The sequence below is a fragment of the Clostridium sp. D53t1_180928_C8 genome, from assembly GCF_015667795.1.
Taxonomy (GTDB): Bacteria; Bacillota; Clostridia; order Clostridiales; family Clostridiaceae; genus Clostridium.
Genome location: NZ_JADPEL010000002.1, coordinates 73,354 through 95,359, shown reverse-complemented (window position 1 = coordinate 95,359; position 22,006 = coordinate 73,354). Strand labels below are relative to the sequence as shown.

Annotated in this window: 13 protein-coding genes; 10 read left to right on the top strand and 3 right to left on the bottom strand. The window is 28.9% G+C overall.

Features of this window, described 5'->3' with window-relative positions; genetic code table 11:
- The first annotated feature begins 102 nt into the window (after positions 1–102).
- Complete coding sequence (gene galU, locus I4V51_RS01890; protein ID WP_195986642.1) at positions 103–972, top strand: UTP--glucose-1-phosphate uridylyltransferase GalU; 870 nt, start codon at positions 103–105, stop codon at positions 970–972.
- A gap of 40 nt (positions 973–1,012) precedes the next feature.
- Here galU and trpS read toward each other — a convergent pair whose 3' ends face one another.
- The 3 genes from trpS to I4V51_RS01875 all read right to left on the bottom strand — a co-directional run bounded on the left by trpS (position 1,013) and on the right by I4V51_RS01875 (position 3,739).
- The gene (gene trpS / locus I4V51_RS01885; protein WP_195986641.1) at positions 1,013–2,020 is read right to left on the bottom strand and encodes a tryptophan--tRNA ligase; all 1,008 of its coding nucleotides are present in this window, start codon (positions 2,018–2,020) and stop codon (positions 1,013–1,015) included.
- 299 nt (positions 2,021–2,319) lie between these two features.
- Positions 2,320–2,484, bottom strand: a complete 165-nt coding sequence (locus tag I4V51_RS01880) for a zinc-ribbon domain-containing protein (RefSeq protein WP_148321349.1) — start codon at positions 2,482–2,484, stop codon at positions 2,320–2,322.
- A 184-nt stretch (positions 2,485–2,668) separates the two neighbouring features.
- Positions 2,669–3,739 carry an endospore germination permease gene (locus tag I4V51_RS01875; protein ID WP_195986640.1) on the bottom strand — a complete coding sequence of 357 codons (1,071 nt, stop codon included), beginning with the start codon at positions 3,737–3,739 and terminating at the stop codon, positions 2,669–2,671.
- A gap of 125 nt (positions 3,740–3,864) precedes the next feature.
- Between I4V51_RS01875 and I4V51_RS01870 the strand changes: the two genes are divergently transcribed.
- The 9 genes from I4V51_RS01870 to I4V51_RS01830 all read left to right on the top strand — a co-directional run bounded on the left by I4V51_RS01870 (position 3,865) and on the right by I4V51_RS01830 (position 21,937).
- On the top strand, positions 3,865–5,286 hold the full coding sequence (locus I4V51_RS01870) for a spore germination protein (RefSeq protein WP_195986639.1): 1,422 nt from the start codon (positions 3,865–3,867) through the stop codon (positions 5,284–5,286).
- On the top strand, positions 5,276–6,397 hold the full coding sequence (locus I4V51_RS01865; protein ID WP_195986804.1) for a Ger(x)C family spore germination protein: 1,122 nt from the start codon (positions 5,276–5,278) through the stop codon (positions 6,395–6,397). Before I4V51_RS01870 ends, I4V51_RS01865 begins: the two co-directional genes overlap by 11 nt.
- A 266-nt stretch (positions 6,398–6,663) precedes the next feature.
- A complete protein-coding gene (locus tag I4V51_RS01860; RefSeq protein ID WP_195986638.1) occupies positions 6,664–7,809 on the top strand; it encodes an ATP-binding protein in 1,146 nt (381 codons plus the stop codon).
- Positions 7,810–7,985: 176 nt separating this feature from the next.
- A complete protein-coding gene (locus I4V51_RS01855; RefSeq protein ID WP_195986637.1) occupies positions 7,986–8,399 on the top strand; it encodes a hypothetical protein in 414 nt (137 codons plus the stop codon).
- 183 nt (positions 8,400–8,582) lie between these two features.
- A complete protein-coding gene (locus tag I4V51_RS01850) occupies positions 8,583–11,129 on the top strand; it encodes a YfhO family protein (protein ID WP_195986636.1) in 2,547 nt (848 codons plus the stop codon).
- 63 nt (positions 11,130–11,192) lie between these two features.
- Positions 11,193–12,413: a tyrosine--tRNA ligase gene (tyrS, locus tag I4V51_RS01845; protein ID WP_195986635.1), complete on the top strand. Its 1,221-nt coding sequence runs from the start codon at positions 11,193–11,195 to the stop codon at positions 12,411–12,413.
- A 208-nt stretch (positions 12,414–12,621) separates the two neighbouring features.
- A complete protein-coding gene (locus I4V51_RS01840; RefSeq protein ID WP_195986634.1) occupies positions 12,622–13,473 on the top strand; it encodes a PRD domain-containing protein in 852 nt (283 codons plus the stop codon).
- A 255-nt stretch (positions 13,474–13,728) separates the two neighbouring features.
- On the top strand, positions 13,729–20,601 hold the full coding sequence (locus I4V51_RS01835; RefSeq protein ID WP_195986633.1) for an alpha-N-acetylglucosaminidase TIM-barrel domain-containing protein: 6,873 nt from the start codon (positions 13,729–13,731) through the stop codon (positions 20,599–20,601).
- Between the two features lie 178 nt (positions 20,602–20,779).
- Positions 20,780–21,937, top strand: a complete 1,158-nt coding sequence (locus I4V51_RS01830) for a GNAT family N-acetyltransferase (RefSeq protein WP_195986632.1) — start codon at positions 20,780–20,782, stop codon at positions 21,935–21,937.
- Positions 21,938–22,006: the final 69 nt, after the last annotated feature.

Genomic DNA, 22,006 nt, shown 5'->3' with positions numbered 1-22,006 from the left:
ACTCGTTCTATTGATTGAGAATGAGTAACTTTCAATTACCAAATTAATTTGGGATTGTCAGTTATGTATACTAAAATTTTACTGAGTTAGAGAGGTAATAAGATGAAAGTAAGAAAGGCTATAATACCAGCAGCTGGTCTTGGAACAAGATTTTTACCAGCAACAAAGGCTCAACCAAAGGAAATGCTACCAATAGTTGATAAACCAACAATTCAATATATTATTGAAGAAGCAGTTGCGTCTGGAATTGAAGAAATCCTAATAATAACAGGAAGAAATAAAAAGTCAATTGAGGACCATTTTGATAAATCTGTTGAATTGGAAATGGAACTTGAAAAGGCTGGAAAGCAAGAAATGCTTGATTTAGTTAGAGGCATATCTGATATGGTTGATATTCACTATATAAGACAAAAGGAGCCAAGAGGATTAGGGCATGCTATTCATTGTGCAAAATCTTTCGTTGGTAATGAACCATTTGCTGTAATGCTAGGTGATGATGTTGTTGATAGTGAGGTTCCTTGTTTAAAACAATTAATAGATTGCTTTAATGAATATAAAACAACAATAGTAGGAGTTCAAACTGTAGCACCTGAAAACGTTGATAAATACGGTATAGTTGATGGAATTCATATTGAAGATAGAGTTTATAAAGTTAAGAGATTAGTAGAAAAACCATCAATAGAAGAAGCACCAAGTAATGTTGCTATTTTAGGAAGATATATAATTACACCTCAAATTTTTGAGATATTAGAAAATACTAAACCTGGTAAGGGAAATGAAATTCAATTAACAGATGCGTTAGAGTCATTAATAAGAAATGAGGCTATGTATGCATATGATTTTGAAGGAAGAAGATACGATGTTGGAGATAAGTTAGGTTTCTTACAAGCGACAGTTGAGTTTGCATTAAAAAGAGAAGAACTTAGAGAAGATTTTATAGAATATTTAAATACAAAACCATGGGAAAAATAATAGAAACAGCCAAGAGGCTGTTTCTATTATTTTTTATTTATTATCTTGGTATAAGACCTATTTTCTTTTGCATTTTTCTAAGTGTTTTTATAGCAGCATAGTTAGCTTTTTCAGCACCTAGTTTATATATGTCTTCTAAAGATTTTTTATCTTTAAGTAGGTTGTTAACTCTTTCTTGAATAGGAGCTAACTCATCAACTATTGCATCTGCAACATCTTTCTTTAAGTCAGCATAACCTTTTCCTTTGTAAAGGTCAACAACTTCATCTTTAGAATATCCTTTAATTGAAATAAGAATATCAAGTAAGTTTTTAACTCCAGGTTGTTCATCACAGTAATTTACAACGCCTATACTATCAGTAACAGCTCTAGATATTTTCTTTCTTATAACATCAGGAGTATCCATAATTAAGATGTAGCTATTTGGATTATCATCTGATTTTGACATCTTTTTAGATGGATCTTGTAAACTCATAACCTTTGCACCAACTGGTGGAATATAAGGGTCTGGAACCTTAAATGTTGGGCTATAAGCATTATTAAATCTACCAGCTAAATCTCTAGCTAATTCTAAGTGTTGCTTTTGGTCAATTCCAACAGGAACTAAGTCAGTATTATATAATAAAATATCTGCAGCCATAAGTACTGGATAAGTAAATAAACCTACAGGGATAGAATCACCATGTTTTTGAGATTTATCCTTAAATTGAGTCATTCTTGAAAGTTCACCCATATAAGTATTACATGTTAAAAGCCAAGCACCTTCAGCATGAGCTGGTACATGAGATTGAATAAATAATGTATTTTTTTCTGGATCAATGCCACAAGCTATATAAATAGCTAAAACTTCTAGAGTTCTTTTTCTTAAATCAGCAGGAACTTGTTTAACTGTTATAGCGTGTAAATCAACAACACAGAAGAAACAATCGTATTCATCTTGAAGTTTAACCCAGTTTTTTAATGCTCCTAAGTAATTTCCTAAAGTTAAATTACCAGATGGTTGAATACCACTGAAAATAACTTTTTTCTTTTCTGCTACGTTTTCCAAATATAGCACCCCTTTTCTTTTTTTCTATAAGTGTTTATCTGATAGCTATAAGTTGTAATAAGTCATCTGATTTAAGATGGAAATTAACAACTCTAAGCTTATAGATAACGACTTCTTAGCTTCAGATAGAATTAAGAAGTCAGTTTATATCCTAACTATAAATTTATTACGTTACCATATAGTTAATATTATAAAATTACCAAAATTTTATGTCAACCAAACTTAGGAATTTGCATGAAAAGTATTAAGTTTAAGCAACAAAAAGGAGTTGCTTAAGCAACTCCAAAAAATTCAATTAATTATCTTCTGTCTCTATTCATCTTTTGAGCTTTTCTAGCTCTTCTGCAATCTGGGCATCTAACAGGATCATTTTCAAATCCTTTTTCTTTGTAGAATTCTTGTTCTCCTACAGTAAAAATGAATTCCTTTCCGCAGTCTTTGCAGATAATTTTCTTATCTTCCATTTTATATACCTCCTTAAAATCCATAGGGTGAATCTTGATAACTACTAACTATACACCTAAGGAAAAGGGGTACTTTAATGATATTATCATAGAATTTCCTAATGATTTTTATTACACTATTATTATAGCATAATTTGGAAAAAATGCAACAAACATACTTTGGTAAGAATATAGAAAAATAAAATTATTTTTTCTTACATCTTAAGCTGAAGGCTGTAAATGCAATAAGCGGAACAGCCACAAATAATATTAAATTAATATATTGATAGTACTTAAGAATATAAAATAAAATATAATTATTTCCTGATAAAAATGTCCCAAATATAAAAATTGCTAGAGTATAAACTGTAATAAAATATTTATTGTTTTTTATATATTTTTTATATATTACATAAACTCCATAAGCTGAAATTATATATTTTAAGAAAAAGCCCATAACTGTTTGATATAAGAAAAAGAAATCAGCAAATTCTATAAAACTGCCAAGTTGAACTCTTTGACTTTGAGTAAATTCAGGGTAAAAGAGATTAGCAGCCCTAATTGGACCAAAGGTTGATAATATTCCAATTAGTACATAAATACATACAATGCCTAATATGCTTAAGGCTATAAAGTTATGTTTTTTTAAATCTTTGCCATTATTTAAATATCTTAGATATGGTAAAGAAATAACAAAAGCAGATAGTGAACCTAAAACTAATAGGAATGTTGATAAAAATTCACTACCTATATCTCCTGCAAAAACAGGCATAATATATTTTATATCTTTATATTTTTCAGTAAGTATAGCTAAGATAACAGTATTAACGCCTAATGAAGATATAATAGTAATTATAAAAATTAAGAATGAACGTATACTTTTTCCAATTAGAAATACTGATGGTAAAAGGAAAAATGCAATTATATACCAACTAGGAGTTCCAAGGAAAAAACAAGATTTAACTATGTTAGTTTCTACAGCTGCAGATTCAAGTGAAGCTAAAAACAATCCAAAAGCAAATAAAAATAAAAATACATTTCCTAAAGTTTTAGACAACCCTTGAGTAAAAACTTCGTTTATATTATAAATTTTTCTAGAATCCATAATATAAATTAAATACATGGCAAATGCAAAGAAAATTAAATATATGATTAATGTGTATAGCCATGTATCTCTTCCCCCTTCTGCAATGAATAAAGAAGGATAGGTTTTAAAAGATATATATGTAACACCAAATACAAAAAGTATAAAGTGTTTTGCTGATAATTTATTCATTTTTTCTCCTCCAACTCTAAATATAAACTTAATTATTGCTATGTGATAAGATAATTCTATTTTATTATTCGCAAAAAAATGAATATTAAACATGGTGAGAGGAATAATATGCTTAGGTGATGCAAATGGATAATTTAAATTATGTAAAAGAAAGATTTGATGGGTGTTTTGACGTTAAATATAGGGATGTTAAGACAATAATAGGAGATGGTACTTTAGTATTCATAGATGATTTATGTAATAGTCAATGGATGATGGAATACTTAATATTACCATTAAGAGGGTTTGGAGAATTAAAAAATACAAGTATAAAAAATCCAAATGATTTATTAGAAAAGGTGCTTGATATAAGTGCAACAGGAATGGCTACAGATTTAGATGATGCACTTATGCATGTTTTATCTGGAGACGTAATTTTAATTTTAAAAGATTTTAATGAAATAATCTTTTGTGAGGTTAAAAATTTCCCAAGAAGAGGTATTGGAATTCCAGAAACAGAAGCAGTATTAAAGGGTCCTAGAGAAGGATTTAATGAGCTTATAGTAGATAATGTTGCATTAATCCGTAGACGTGTTAAGAATCCAGATTTAAAGTTTGAAACAGTTATAGTTGGGGAACAGTCACAAACTGCAGTTGCAATTGCATATATAAAGGGAATTGCACCAGAAGAGCTTGTAAGTAAGGTGAAAGATACAATTAAAAATTTAGATTTGAGATTTGTTTTAGATTCTAATTATATAGAAGTAAATTTAAAGCATCAACATTCATTTTTTGATACAGTAGGATATACTGAAAAACCAGATGAAGTTGCAGCCAAAATATTTGAAGGACGTATAGGTATATTAGTAGATGGTACACCATTTGTAGTTACAGTGCCATATTTCTTCTTAGAAAATTTTCAAATGCCAGATGATTATTATATAAATAGGCATTATACAAATTTCAATAGAGTATTACGATGGTTTGCATTTTTAATTGCATCTTTTTTACCAGGACTTTATGTTGCGATTATTACATACCATTTTTCTATGATACCGAGTCTTTTTGTTTTTAGGCTTGCGGTATCTAGAGCTGGAGTGCCTTTGCCTACTGTTATAGAAGTATTGATTATGATGTTAGCTTTTCAACTTATAAAAGAGGCTGGTTTAAGGCTTCCGCATCCAATAGGTGGAGCAATGAGTATAGTTTCAGCTCTTATCTTAGGGGATGCAGCAGTTGGAGCAGGAATATCATCAAGAATAACAATAATAGTAGTTGCTATAAGTACATTAAGTTATTTCCTAATACCTAAGGTATATGGTGCTGTTTCATTTTGGTCAATAGTAATAATGTTATCATCATCATTACTTGGGATACCAGGATTTCTATGTGCTTCATTAATTTATGTTATTCAAATATCAGAATTAGAATCTGTGGGGTATCCTTTCTTATTCCCACTAGGTAGTTTAAGTGAATATAGATTTAAAGATGTATTCTTTAGAGGTAAATTAGATAGGATTTCTAGAAAGATAATAGGAACAGGAGGTAAGGAGAGTGATGAAAAATAAAAGAAGATATTCACTATTATTAGTGTTATTATTCATCCCATTACTTTTAACAGGATGTTTCGATTATCATGATATTAATAAAGTTACATTTCCTACAAGTATTATTTTTGATATAGATGACTTAGGGGAAGCGATAGTTTATTTAGATTGTATTAAGCCGTATAGAAGCACAAATGACAGTTCTGATAAAGGAAGAAGAATAATTTATAAGGGTCAAGGTAAAACTGCATTAGAGGCATTAAATGATATAAATAGAGTATCAAGCTTTAAATTAGATTATACTCAAACAAGAGCATATATATTTACAGAAAAGGCTTCTAGAAAGGGTATTAAGAAATTTCTAGATTTGATTAATAATAATAGTGAGTTTTCAATGAAACCAAGTGCTTTTGTATATTATGGGGATGTAGATGAGTTATTAAAAACTGTTTCTACTGATGAAGAGTATTTAGGATTATTTTTAAATGATTTAGTTGGTAAAGAGAAATATAATCCTAAAGCTGTAAAATCAAATATAAATTATTATTTAAGTAATATTTTAATGGGAAGTAATACTGCATTATTAACATCTATATCATTAAAGGATAATGCTATAGATAAGAAGATAGAAATACAAGGTTCATCTATATTTAAAGATAATATTTTAGTGGAAAAAATAGATGTAGTAAATAGTTTAATGTACAATATTATGATGGGCAATGCAAAGAGTGGTACATTAGAGGTTGCTAACCCACAAGATAAGCAAAATTTTGTTACTCTTCAAATATTAGATAGTAGTGTTGAAGATAAGCTAGAGCTTAAAGATGGTAAGTATAAGTTAATAAAGAATGTTAATGTTGATGTATCTGTAAGTGAAATACAAGGTAAATTAATTGTTGATAGTAGTTCACTAGATTATATTGAGGTTAATGAAGAAGCATATATTAATGGATATGTTGGATACTTATTTAATAAATATAAGGAAGAGGGATTGGATATTTTTGATGTTGAAAGATTGGCAGAAATGTATTATCCACATGAGAATATAGAGAATCCTTTAAGTGTTACTGAATTAGAGGTAAATACTAAGATAAATATAAAAGGAACTGGAGTTGTAAAGGATAGTCTTTAATATTGAAAAATATTTATTAAAATTAGTGGAAAATATTGATAAAAATTAAATATAGGAGTATCCTTAAATTAAGGATACAAATTAAACTTAGCCATTGTTAAAGAACAAAGGAAAAGATAACAATAAAGTTATTTTCTTTGTTCTTTTTTTTATTATAATAAATATAATATATTACTATAAAATTTTTGTTAAAAATTAATACTAAAATTAGCAGTTTTGGTTTAAGTTGAATATTATATCTTAGAGAGAGTTTAAGGTAAAATATTATGAATAAGAAAAAGCTACTATCTTTAATACAACAGAGAGAAGGTACTAAATTAGATTTTAAACTAAAAATAGACATTTCCTCTGAATCAGGAAAGAAGGAACTTGCAAAGGATGTATGTGCCATAGCTAATTCTAAAGGGGGAAGAGGGTATCTAATAATAGGTGTTGAGGACAGAACAAAAAGACTAGTTGGAATTAATAAGGCAAAAGCTTTAGATGAAGAGAAAATCCAACAAGTTGTTAGCTCAAGGTGTGAACCTCCAATTCCAATAAAAGTAGAAATTGTAAATTTAGATGGAGTTGATATTGGAATAATAACAATATTTGATGGTGGCCAAAAGCCTTATCAAATAAAAGAAACTGGTGCATTTCATATAAGAAGAGGTTCTATTACAGATACTATGAGAAAATCAGAGCTAGTAGCGGCATTTGAAGAAAATCAATTGTTAACAGTTGAAACCTGCCAAATAGTAAATAGTAGTGCTGAATTTTTAAATAGAAATCTAATAGATCAGTATTTTAAAAGTAAAGGAATAACTATTACTAGAGAAAATCAGAAGTTTTTATTAGAAAGTGCTGGGATAACTTATTTGGATAAACGAAGCAGGAAGGTTAGATGTACTTTTGGAGGATTATTAGTATTTTGTGATAGTAATAATATATGTATTCCAAATAATGCAATAAGAATAATAAATAAGATTAATGATAATTATCCAAGAGCATTTATGATAAATGGAACTTTATTAGATATGATAGATAAAACAGAAGAAAAAATGTATACGTTATTACCAAGAGATTATCCGGTTTTTGCTATTATGGAAGCAGTAAAAAATTCAGTAATGTATAGGGAATATTCAATTATAGATAAGATAATAGAAATAGTATTAACTAAAAATTCAGTAATAATTATAAGTCCAGGACAACTGGTATCTAAAGGCAATATTTTAGGAGATATGGGCTATAATAAGAGAAATATGTGGATTTATGATAAGCTAATATCTTTAGATGAAGGAAAGAGATTTATTAATGATGGAAATGGATTAGTAAGAATAAAGGAAGCATTCAAAGGTAAAAGAAAGGTAAGGCTAATAAATTCAACACTAGATAATTGTTTTAAGGTTATTTTACCAATAAACCTTGAATAATAAAATTTATATAGCTAATAATAACTTTAAAGAAAAGTGAGTACAGTTTAGTTTTAGTTACTAAAAAGTATGTTACTAGAATTTTTAATTATAATTAAAAGGTTTAACTTACACCTTAAATAAAAATATTAAGGTGATTAACTATAAAAATAATTAAAAAAGAAGGAGTGGTTCCAATGATTCAAGTTTTTTGTGCAAGAAGAGGCTCTGGAAAAACAAAAAGGTTAATAGAATTAGCCAACCACCAACAAATAAGTGCTAAGGGCGATGCTGTTTATATTGATGACGATTCAAGACCAATGTTACAATTAGCTAGAGGAATTAGATTTGTTGATACTAATGAGTATAGGGTTGATGATTGTCAAAGTTTTTATGGCATGTTATGCGGTATAATTTCATCTAATTATGATATTGAAAATATCTATATTGATGGATTATCAAATATTGTTAAGTGTACTATGAAAGACTCAACAGAATTATTTAGAAAGATAGCTGGATTAACAGATAGATTTGGTATTAATGTATACATTAATGTTAATGTTGATACTACTGAAGAAGTACCAGCATGTATTAGAGAATACGTAGCATAGGATTGAAAATAATTAAATTTAAATAAATTAAAAAAAGCTACCCTTATTGGTAGCTTTTTTTTTATTAAGGTCTAAATCTTAAGAAAGAGTAAAAATAAAAGTGATTTGGAGAGTATGATTTTTTTTTATATATAAGTATGGTACTATATAAAGATGTGTAAATAATATGAAAAGGAGAAAAATATGTATATATTAATATTAATTTTAGCGTTGATTCAAGTATTTACATTAAAAGATTATCTTTTAGGAAATAATTTTATGTTAATATTTGATGGTATAAATCAATATACTCATTTTTATTCAGGATTTTCTGAATCGTTAAAGAATTTTAAATCGTTATTTTGGAGTTGGAATCAAGGAATAGGAAGTAACTTTTTTGGGACAATGACATATTATGTATTAAGTCCTGTAATGCTTATCCTAGTAATTTTATTTCCAACGGATTCAGTTCCATATTTGTTTGTAATAGCATTTATAATAAAGCAGCAGCTTGCAGCTGTGTTTATGTTTAAGTTATTAAGAAAATATGATTTGAGTAAAATTAATAGTATTATAATTGGACTATTATGGGCATGTAATGCTTATTTTATACATTATGCTGATAATCCAATGTGGTTAGATGCGTTATATTTATTACCATTAATATTTATCGGTATTGAAAGAATAATGGAGAAAAATAAATTCTCTCTATTTGTTATATGCATAACATTAGCAGCTATAACTAATTATTATTTATTCTTCTCATTAACTATATTTACTTATATGTATATAATAATTAGATACATAATTAAAAGTGAAAAATTTATCTTTAAAGATGCATTTTTCTACTTTGTTAAGATAACAGGATATTATTTAATTGGGGTGCTAATAGCAGCCTTTGTTTTAATACCTTCTGTAGTAGCAATAAAAGAAAGTTCTAGGGCAGCTTCAAGTGGACTTCCAAATCCATTTACATTTAGTTTTGGATTAGTATTTGAATCCTTAAAAAATGCATTTTTTAATACAAGTCATAACTTTTATGTTGGTTATAATACAGAAGCATTGATATATTCAGGAAATATATGCGTATTATTGTTACCTTTATTGTTAATACCAAATAAAAAAATAAATGTGAAATTTAGAGTATTATCACTTTTAGTTTTAGCTTTAGAGTTATTAAGCATTGGAAATATGTTTGTATATTTAGGTTTCCATGGCTTTACACCACCAATCTGCTTCCCGTTTAGATATATGTATGGATTTATTGCTTTTAATCTATTAATGGTGGCATATTTATTAGAAAATGTAATTAGAGGAAATATAAAATTAAAGTTATGGTATTTAATACTTGTTTCTTTAGTAAGTGGAATTGTATTGATAAAGCAAGCTCCATTTGTAATTATAATTAATATAATTATGCTAATTATTTATTATATTTTTATGAATTATAAAAAGAGTAAGTGGCTTTTAGTATTAATTGCAATTGAAGTATTTATAAGTACTGGAATGATAGTAAATAAGTATTTACCTATAGCACTTTCAGATGAAGTATCACAAGAATTGTTTTATAATGATGAATTTGAAAGTTTAATCAATGATACAAAATCAGATAATAAGCTAGAAAGAGTTTTTGAGAATTTCTCGTTGCAAAAATCAGAACCATTAAGAAATTTAGCTCTAACTTATGGATATCCCGGACTAAATAGTTTTACATCTACAGATAACAAGTATTATATGGAATTCTTAGAGGAGTTAAAATTAAAGGATAATTCAATAGGAATGGTAAATTTAACTGGGAACTTATTTTCTAATGAAATATTAAATGTAAAGTATTCTATATTATTAAATGATTGGCCAGTTCCATATGGATATAAATTAATAAAGAAAATGGATAACTATAGTCTTTATGAAAATACAAATTACTTAAATGGGGGATACGTAAGTAAAAATTATATTAACGAATTAACTTTTAAGAATTTAAGTCTTATAGAAAAAGAGTTGAGTTTAATTAATAATATAATAGTGCCAGAAGATAGTGAATTAGTTGAAAATTATAGGATAGAAATACCTTATAGTAAGGTTGAGTATAGTAATTTTACATCAAACTTAGGGCAAGTATTAAATAATAATATTAATACTTCAGGAGTTGAAAGTCCATATGTAGAATTTACTTTAGATAATTTAAAGTATGCTAATAATGAAGTGTTTTTACATTATGAAGCAAATAACAAAATTGATTCTATAGAAATAACTTCAGCAGAAAATACTTATAGAATAAAATCAGGAGCATTTACTGATCAAAATAGATTATTTGATTTAGGTGTTCAAAATCAGCCTTTAAAAATTAAAATTAATTTATTAAATGATACAGAATACGAAATAAGAACTTTAGATTTATATAATGTAGATTTAGATGGATATTCAAAACAGTTAGAAGAAGTGAAATCAAATTCATTAAATGAAGTAAAAGCACAATCTAACAGGGTTATAGGGAATATTGATGTAAAGGAAAGTGGCACATTACTTATGTCTGTTCCTTATAGTAATGGATGGAAATTATATGTAAATGGAGTGGAGACAGAGTATACAAGAGTTGATAAAACATTTATAGGTATAGAGTTAGCTAAAGGAAATTATAATATAGAAATGAAATATGTTACAGGTGGCTTTAAGATAGGGGCGATAATATCTTCAATAGGTATTTTAATATTTATAGTAGTATATTTCATAAATAGAAAAAAAGAGAAGTAGTTATTGATAAAAGAGATTAATAAATATATACTAAAGATATGAATTTTTATAGGAGGTAAGGATATGGCTAACGTTTTAGACGAGTTATTAGATCGTGGATACATAAAGCAATTTACTCATGAAGAAGAAACAAGAGAATTGCTAGAAAAGGAGAAAATAACTTTTTATATAGGATTTGACCCAACAGCTGATAGCTTACATGTAGGTCACTTTATAGCAATGATGTTTATGGCACATATGCAAAAAGCAGGTCATAGACCAATAGCTTTATTAGGTGGCGGAACTGCAATGGTTGGAGACCCATCAGGAAAGACTGATATGAGATCTATGCTTACAAAAGAGCAAATTGAACATAATGTTTCTTGCATAAAGAAGCAAATGGAAAAATTTATAGATTTCTCAGATGATAAGGCTATATTAGTAAATAACGCAGATTGGTTACTAAACTTAAATTATGTTGATTTCTTAAGAGAAGTAGGAGTTCACTTCTCAGTAAACAGAATGTTAAGTGCTGAATGCTTTAAACAAAGATTAGAAAAGGGATTATCATTCTTAGAATTTAACTATATGTTAATGCAAGGATACGATTTCTATGTATTAAATCAAAAATATAATTGTAAAATGGAATTAGGTGGAGATGACCAATGGTCAAATATGATTGCTGGTGTTGAGTTAGTTAGAAGAAAAGCACAAGGTCAAGCTATGGCAATGACTTGTACATTATTAACTAATAGCCAAGGGCAAAAGATGGGTAAAACAGTTGGTGGAGCATTATGGTTAGATCCAGAAAAAACATCACCATTTGATTTCTATCAATATTGGAGAAACGTAGATGATGCTGATGTTGAAAAATGTTTAGCATTATTAACATTCTTACCTATGGATGAAGTAAGAAGACTTAGTGCTTTAGAAGGCGCTGAAATAAATAAGGCAAAAACAGTTCTTGCTTATGAAATAACTAAGTTAGTTCATGGTGAAGAGGAAGCAAACAAAGCTAAATCAGCTGCAGAAGCATTATTTGCTGGTGGAGTTGATATGAGTAATGTACCTACAGTTACAATTACTTCTGAAAGCTTTGGAAAGACTGTTCTTGATGTTATAGCTGAAACTAAAATAGTTCCTTCAAAAGCTGAAGGTAGAAGATTGATCCAACAAGGTGGTCTTTCTATTAATGGTGAAAAGGTTACTGAAGTAGCTAGATTATTCACTGAAGAAGATATACAAGATGGAGCAGCTTTAATAAAAAGAGGAAAGAAAAACTATAATAAAATAGTTGTAGAATAGATATATAATAAGATATTAGGCTGCAGGTTTAGTTAAATATTTAAATTAAATCTGTAGCTTTTTTTATATAAAAGTTGTTAAATAAGTGAAAACTTTATGGTGAAAATTTAAATATAGCTTGATATATAGGAAAAATTAATTTATTATTAAAAAGTGGTCTATACATGTTGATAACGTTAACATTTTCGTGAAGGGACAGGTGATAATAATGGAATTAACTAAAACTGTAACAGTAACGAGATCTATTAATAATAACGTATTATTAGTTAGGGATCAGGGAGCAGAAAAAATATTATTTGAAAAGGGGATAGGTTTTGGTAAAAAATTTGGGGATAAAATTACTGCAGGAACTAATGTAAGCAAAGTTTTTGAAATTGTAGATGATAAGAATCAAAAAAGCTTTAATGAAATAGTATCAACTGTAGATAATAAGTTAATAGGTATTTTCGAGGAAGCATTGGGGGAAATACAAGATGAATTAGGGGAAGAGTTAAATGAAAGTATACATATAGCTCTTATAGAACACTTAGCGTTTTCTGTAAAAAGATTAAGAGATAATCAAGAGATAATTAATCCATTTTTAAATGAAGTAGAGACTCTATATTCTAGGGAATTTGAATTAGCTTCAAAACTAGCTAGAAAAATTGAGAAAGAAGTGGATGTAAAAATTCCAGATGGAGAAGTTGCGTTTATAGCTATTCATATTCATTCAGCTAGAAATAATGGTAAATTAGCTAATACAATAAAATACGCATATTTAAGTAACACTATTGTTGAATATGTAGAGGACAAGCTAGGAATTTATATTGATAGACAATCTTTAGATTATACTAGATTTTTAATTCATATAAGATTTGCTATTGAGAGAGTAATGAGTAATAAAAAAATAGAAAATGATTTAAAAGATATAATAAAAGAAAAGTACAAGCTTTCTTACAATATATCTAAGGATGTTGCAAAGATAATAGGAGATACTTTAGATTGTGAAGTATGTGAAAATGAGGTTGCATATATTACAATGCATATTGAAAGATTTAGAATATCTTTAGTATATAATTAAAAAATAGAAATCTATGAAAAATTAATTTATGTAATGAAAAGGTTTTAAAATAAGTATTGACAAAAAAAGAAGTACTAATTATTATATAAATATAAAATATTAAATGATTTTAAACAATTTGAGTGTGTCATCATAAGTGTATTATGAGCATTAGCTGAAAGAGGTTTTATTATGCCTTTTTCAGCTTTTTTTTATGCAAAAAAACAGAGCAATATGGAAAGATTTTACTTATCTATATTGGTAGGGGGATTAAAAATGACAAATAAGATTAAGGTAAACATAGCAAGGGCATTAGCTGTAACTTGTGTTGCAGGACTGACAGTATCAATACCAGTAGAAGTAAAAGCTGGGACGAATGATTCGATAAATAAGGGTGTTACAATTACAGCGAAAAGCAACACTAATAATCATAGTGTAAATTTAGCTATGGATGGAGATAAGGAAACTTATTGGGAGTCATCAAATCATTATAGATGGGTAGAGATAGACTTAGGTGCCACATATAATTTATCTTCAATTAAGGTTTTTAACAAAATTGGAGGATACTATCATTACAATATATATGCATCATCAGATGGTGAAAATTTCATAAAAATTGGAGCGAAAGAAAATGATGACCTAGCAACAATAGATGGTGATATACATAATACAGGAAATGTAAAGGTTAATAAAATAAGAATAGATGTTACTTTCTCCTCAAATAATGATAATTCAAATATAGCTGAAATTGAATTATATGGTAAGAAGGTATCTGATGAAGTTGCAAAGGAAACAGCAATAGAAACTACTGATTTTGCAGGTTCAAAATGGGAAAGTGAATATAATAAATTTACTACAGATACATCATATGCGGATTCAAAAACTGTAAATGAAATGACTAATATGGTTGGAAGAGTAATTGGTGATGAGTATAAGGATAATTTCATATTTGAAATGAGAAGTGCAACTTCAACAGGAAATGATGTATTTGAAGTTGAAGATGGAGCGGATGGGAAAATAGTTATTAGGGGTAATAATGGAGTTTCATTAGCATCAGGATTTAATTATTACTTAAAGAATTATGCAAAAGTAATGTATAACCCTATAATGGGATCTAATTTAAATATGCCAGAAACAATGCCTTCAGTTGGAGAAAAGATAGTCATTGATACTCCATATGAAGAAAGATATTCATTAAATTTCTGTACTTATTCATATACAATGTCATTCTGGGATTGGAATGAATATGAGGCTTTCTTAGATTGGTCAGCTATGAATGGATTTAACTTAATGTTAGATATAATTGGACAAGAAGAAGTCTTAAGAAGAACTTTAAATGAGTTTGGATATTCAGATGAAGAGGTAAAAGAATTTATTTCAGGACCGGCTTATTTTGCTTGGTTCTATATGCAAAACATGACAAGCTTTGGTGGACCACTACCAGATAATTGGTTTGAAGAAAGAGCCGAACTGGGAAGACAGCTTCATGATAGAATGCAAACATTAGGAATTAAACCTGTATTACAAGGGTATTCAGGAATGGTTCCACTAGATTTCCAAAGTAAGAATCCAGATGCACAAATATTACCACAAGGTGATTGGTGTGGGTTTGATAGACCTAATATGTTAAAAACTTATGTAAATGAGGGAGAAAAAGATTACTTCCAAGAAGTTGCAGACGTATTCTATGAAAAACAAAAAGAGGTTTATGGAGATATTACAGATTACTATGCAGTTGACCCATTCCATGAAGGTGGAAATACAGGGGGAATGAATAGTGCAAAGATATATGGAACAATCCAAGATAAGATGATTGAACATGATAATAATGCAATTTGGGTTATCCAACATTGGCAAGGTAATCCAGACAATACTAAGTTATCAGGATTAACTAATAAAGAACAAGCTTTAATATTAGACTTAAACTCAGATTTAAATCCAGATTATAAGAGATTTGATAATCAAGATATTCCATGGGTTTGGAACATGCTTCATAACTTTGGTGGAAGAATGGGATTAGATGGACAAGTTGAAACTGTAGCAACTTCGATTCCAGATGCTTTAGCAAATACAGAGCATATGAAGGGAATTGGTATTACACCAGAAGCTATAAATAACAGTCCAATAGTTTATGAATTGATTGGTGATATGGTATGGACAAGAGATCCAATTAATTATAGAGAATGGGTTAATAACTATATTGAAAGAAGATATGGTGCTGTAAATGAAGACGCTATTGAGGCTTGGGAAATTCTTTTAGAAACAGCATACAAGAAAAGTGATTACTATTATCAAGGTGCAGCAGAATCAGTTATAAATGCTAGACCGGCAATGTCGATTAATAGTGCATCAACTTGGGGACATAGTAAAATTCCATATAATAAAAAAGAACTTGAAAAAGCAATGGAATTATTTATTAGCTGTTATGATGAGTTGAAGGGCAGTGATGCATTTGTTTATGACTTCTTAGATGTAACTAAGCAAGTATTAGCAAATTCAGCACAAGAATATCATAAGGAAATGGTTGCAGCATATAATGCTGGTGATTCAGAAAAGTTTGATAAAATTTCAGAACATTTCTTAGACTTAATAAGATTACAAGAAAGAGTGTTATCAACAAGCCCAGAGTTCTTAGTTGGAACTTGGATAGAGCAATCAAGAACAATGCTTGAAGGGGCAGATGATTGGACAAAGGATTTATTTGAATTTAACGCAAGAGCACTTATTACTACTTGGGGAGATTATAAAAACGGTGGTTTAAAAGATTACTCAAATAGACAATGGGCTGGATTAACTGGAGATTTATATCTTAAGAGATGGGAGATGTGGGTTGACGGTATAAGCAATGAATTAAAAACTGGACAAGCAGCGCCAGGTATTAATTGGTATAGAGTTGAATATGAATGGGCAAATGAAAAGACAACTGAAGAAAACCAATATACTACAAAAGGTTCAGGTGAAGATTTAGCTAAGTTAGCTAATATAGCTATGGAGGAATTCTCTGTTACTAATATGGAGAAATTCTTAGGGGGATCTTCAAGTGCAGTTGAAAAAGTAAATATAGCATTAGGAAAAACTGTTACAAGTAGTGTTGAAAGTAAGGAAGGAAATCCAACTACTAATTTAACTGATGGTACTACAGGAACAGCTTGGATGGCTAATGGAGTTACATGGCCAGTAGAATTAACTTTAGACTTAGAAAAAGAATATAGTGTTGATGGAATTGCATTTGCACCAAACCAAGCAGCAGGTGGATTCCCAATAAACTATGTGGTTGAAGTTAGAGAAAATGGTCAATGGAAAGAAGTCGCAAGACAAGATGAAGGAACTATAACAGGAACTATTTCAATTGACTATAAGGGAATGGCGGATCAAGTAAAATTAACAATAAATAGTGATAATAATCTTTTAGTACCTGAAATGACAGAAATGATGGTTTATCAAGGTCAAGAAGAAGGTGAAAAGGTAGAATATGATAATATTGCTTTAGGAAAGCCAGCTACAGCAACAAGTCAACAAGCTGGAAAACCTGCATCTAATGTTACTGATGGTGACTTAGGAACTATATGGGTATCAAATGGTGAAGGAATAGGATCAGATATAAATGTTGATTTATTAGGATCTGAATTTGTTGAAAAACTAGAAGTATCATTTGAAAAAGCTGGATTACCATTCCAATTTAAAGTAGATGTTGAAAATGCAGATGGAACTACAAGCACTGTATTAGATATGACTGGAAATGATAAGCCGGTAGACAAGACATATACTATAGCAATAAACAAAGAAATTAGAGATGTAACAGTTACTATAACTGGTAAAAATGGTCAAGGACAATGGCCAGGAGCTTGGGCAGGTTTAGCTGAAATAAAGGCATTAAGACCAGCACAATCACAAGAAGAGTTAGTTAATGTTGCATTAGGAAAATCAGTAACAGGTAGTAACTCAGAAGGTGGAAAGCCATTAACTAATTTAGTAGATGGAAATACAAGTACTTTATGGGTTGCTGCAAATGGTGCACCAGATGCATGGGCAAATGTTGATTTAGGAAAAGAATACTTTGCTGAAAATGTAGAAGTTGTATTTGAAAAAGCAGGATTACCATTTAAGTTTAAAGTAGAAGCTATAGATGCAAATGGAAATTCAACAGTTATATTAGATAAAACTAATAATAATCAAGTTTTAGAAAAATCATATACTATACCAGTTAAAAATAATGTTAAGGATGTTAAAGTAACATTTAACGGAAAAGCTGCAGTAGGAGATGCTCAAGGAGCATGGTCAGCACTTGCTGAAATCAAGGTTAATTCTAAGTCTACTCCAAATCAAGGTGTTACGGCTTCTGTAAAAATACCTCAACAAAATATGAGTATTGAAGCAAGTTCAGAACATCCAAATGTAGGAAATGAAGGATTAGCAAGCTTTGCAATTGATGGTAATAAGGATACTATATGGCATACTAAATATGGTTCTGGATTTACTGAATTACCACATGATATTACAATTAGCTTAGGTAAGGAATATACAATAAATAAGTATAGCTATTTACCTAGAAGCGGAAGCAATAATGGTAATATTACTAAATATGAAATTCAAGTAAGTACTGATGGACAAAGTTTTAAGACTGTAGCTTCAGGAAATTGGGATAATAATTCAAATGAAAAAATAGTACAATTTGATAATGTACAAGCTACTCATGTTAGACTAGTTGCTTTAGAAGGTGTTGGTGGATTTGCTACAGCAGCAGAATTAAATGTATATAGTATACCAGATAATATTGCAATTAATGAATCAACTACTGTAAGTGCAAATGTAAATAATGAATCTATAAATAATGTTAAAGATAATAATTTAGAAACAGCGTGGGAAGCAAGTGCAGCTGAAGATAAGGTTGTAACATTCGATTTAGGTTCAACTAAGGATATTGCAGCAATTGAAATATTAAAGAGTTCAAATGAAGCGTTAAAGTATAAAGTTGAATATTCAAAAGATGGTGAAACTTGGATTAGTATTGCTGATAGAAGTAAAAATGATAAAGATTATAACAACTATGTTGAGGAAATTGATGGTGGAATAATTGCTAAATATATTAAATTAACATTCTTAAATAATGATGTTAATATAAATGAAGTTAAGATTTATAAGGGTGATTCAACTCAACCATTAGTTAACTATATAAGTGTTGTACAAGGTATTTACAATTCAGCTGTAGTTGGAGATAGGGCAGGTAATTATCCACAAGAAGCTAAGGATACATTAGGAGTAGCTATTGAAAAGGCAAAAGCTGAATTAGATAGAGATCCAGATTCAGTAAGAGTTCAAGAGTTAGTTCAAGAGTTAAAGACTGCAGTTTCAAACTTCAGAAAGCAAGCTGTTAAAATTAATAGAATTAAGTTAGCTGTATTAATTGATGAGGTTGATGCTGTATTAAATAGCTTAAATACTGAAAGATTAGTAGAATTAACAGAAGAGCAAAGAAATGTTATTGAAAGTGCTATAGAAGAATTAAAAGTTCAAAGGGCAAGTGCCATAACTATATATGAAACTGTTAAGGTTGGACAAAGCCAAATTGATGGAGCTTATGATTCGTTAAAGGTAGCATTTGATAAGTATTTAGAAGTTGCTGATGAACAAGCTAAATATGAAGCTGTATTAGCCATAGCAAAAGAAAGTGCTGGAAATGCTGTAGTTGGCTCAGGAAATGGTCAATATACTCAAGAAGCTGTAGATACATTGAATGCTGCTATAGCTAAGGCAGAAGCTGATTTTGCTAATGTTAGTGATATTACTGAAATTGCAACTATAGTTGAGGAATTAAATAGTGAAGTAGAAACATTTAAATCAAGTGTTATTATAGTAAATATTACTGAATTAGAAGCTGCAATAGTTGGTGCTGAAGAGGCATTAAGCAATGCAGAAGGAATTAACACTCCAAATGCTATTGCAGAATTTACTACAGCAGTAGAAGCTGCTAAATCAGTATTAACTAATAAAAATGCATCTCAAGTAGAAGTTGATGAAGCTGTTGAAGCGTTAAGGAATGCAAAAGCTAAATTTGATGAAGCGTTAGTTATTGATAAATCAGATTTAAATAAGCTTATTGAAAATGCTGGTGAAGCTATTAATAAGCTAAATAAATATTCTGGAACTGAAAAGTTAGTAGCAAAGATGGAAGCTGCTGTTTTAGAAGCAAAAGCAATTTCAAATGATGCAAATTCTACTAAGGAATCTGTAGATACAGCTACTAATAAATTGGTAGATTTAATAGCAGAAGCTGATGAAAAGTTAGCAGAGCTTGAAAATGGTATATTTAAAACTCATTTAATAATTGCTATTGAAGAAGCTAATAAAGTAACTGAAGCTGAACTTTCAAATGTTGTACCAGCAGTAGTAAATGAATTTAAAGCTGCATTAGCTGAAGCGCAAGGACTGTTATTAAATTCAAATGCAACTCAAGAGCAAATAGATGCATCATTTGCTAGATTAAGTAAGGCAATGCAAATGTTATCTTTCGAAAAAGGTGATAAGCAATATTTAATAGCTTTAGTAGAAAGAATTGATGCTTTAGATGGAAATAACTATATAAAATCTACTTGGGATAAGTTACAAGGAGTATTAGCTATTGCTAATGGAGTAATTGCAGATGAAAATGCTTTAGAAGCAGAAGTTAATGAAACTTATACTAACTTAGTTAGATCATTCTTAGAGTTAAGATTAAAGCCAAATAAAGATGTATTAAATGACTTAATAAACAAGATGGAAAGCTTAGACTCAAGTAAATATACAAGTGAAACTTGGGCTGTATTAGAAGCTGAATTAGTTAATGCTAAAAATATATTAAATAATGAAGAAGCTACTAGTGAAGAAGTTGATAACGCTGAAAAAGCATTAAGAACAGCATTTGATGGATTACTTGCTAATGCTACTGATGATAATAATGGTAGCGGAAATGGCGGAAACAACGGAAACAACGGAAATAACGGAAATAGTGGCAATGGAAATGGTAACAAGCCATCTGAAAAACCACAAAAGCCAGGAAATAATTCAAGTTTACCAAAAACAGGTGGAACACCATCGGTTTTAGCAGTTGTATTTGGGGGAATATTAGCTGCAGGTGGAACATTATTAGGAAGAAAAAATAAGAAGAAATAAATAATTTTATAAGAAGTATATTAGCCTCAGGAAATAATCAAAATATTGAATTTTCCTTGAGGCTAATTCTTTATGTAAAATATTAATTAATATTAGAATAAATTAACTTGATATAATAGCTTTATAAATATGATAATCTAATAATAGGATATATGTTAGATATGTTATAGGAGGATTTATGAAGGTAGAATTTTTAAAAGGAACAGAATCAGACTATGAAGAGATAGTTGATTTTGCTAATTATGTATTTAGTTATTCAGGAGGAAAAACTGACTTTCCAAGTCTTTTACCAAAGCTATATAAAAAAGAACATAATACTATGAATAATCATTACATTGTAAAAGAGAGTGGTAAGATAAAAGCTATGGTAGGAGTTTTTCCAATGGATATTATAGTTTTAGATAAAAAGATTAAGGTTGGAGGAATTGGAACTGTATCAGTTCACCCATATTCAAGGGGAGCTGGATATATGAAAAAATTAATGAATATAGCTTTGGAAGATATGAAAAAACAGGGATTTCATTTAAGTTGCTTAGGAGGAATGAAACAAAGATACGAGTATTTTTCATATACACCTTGTGGACAAGAAGTATATTTTACTATTAACAATGAAAATGTTAAACATAAATTAAAGGATTATATTAATGATAAGATTATATTTAAAGAGATATTAGAAAATAATATAGAGTTTTTAGATAAAGCGTATAATCTTTATAATAATAGTCAGTATAAGTTTAAAAGAGAAAAGTCTATGTTTTTAGATATATTGAATTCTTGGAGTTTTAATATATATTCTATTGAAAATAATGATAATTTTATTGGTTATATGGTGGTTACTCCTGATAAAAAATATATTAGTGAATTAGTTGTTAATGAGTATGAATTATATTTAACAGTTATAGCTAATTACATTAATTATAATAATCTTGAGGAAGTTAATATTGGGTTACCTCTTTGGGAAAGGAAAAAGATAAGAGCGCTTTTTGATATAGCGGAAGGTAGTACAATAAATAGTTCTTATCAATTTAATATAATTAATTATGAAGAAACATTAGAGCTATTATTAAGGTTTAAAAATTCTTATAGTAAATTACAAGAGGGAAGACTATCTATTAATATAAAGGAGTATGGGAAGGTTGAAATAGTTATTAATAGTGATGGGATTTATGTTAATACTTTTAATGGAAAGTGTGATATAGAGTTAAATCATTTAAAAGCTATGCAATTACTTTTTAGTCCATTTAGTAGTTTTATATTAGAAGATGAAAAGGTTAATAGGGTTATAAATTCATGGTTTCCTATACCATTGTTTATACCAACTCAAGATAAAGTTTAATTTTATGCAACAACCTGCGGGGTCAATCTAATATTTGGATTGACCCCGCAGGTTGTTGTAAATATTGAA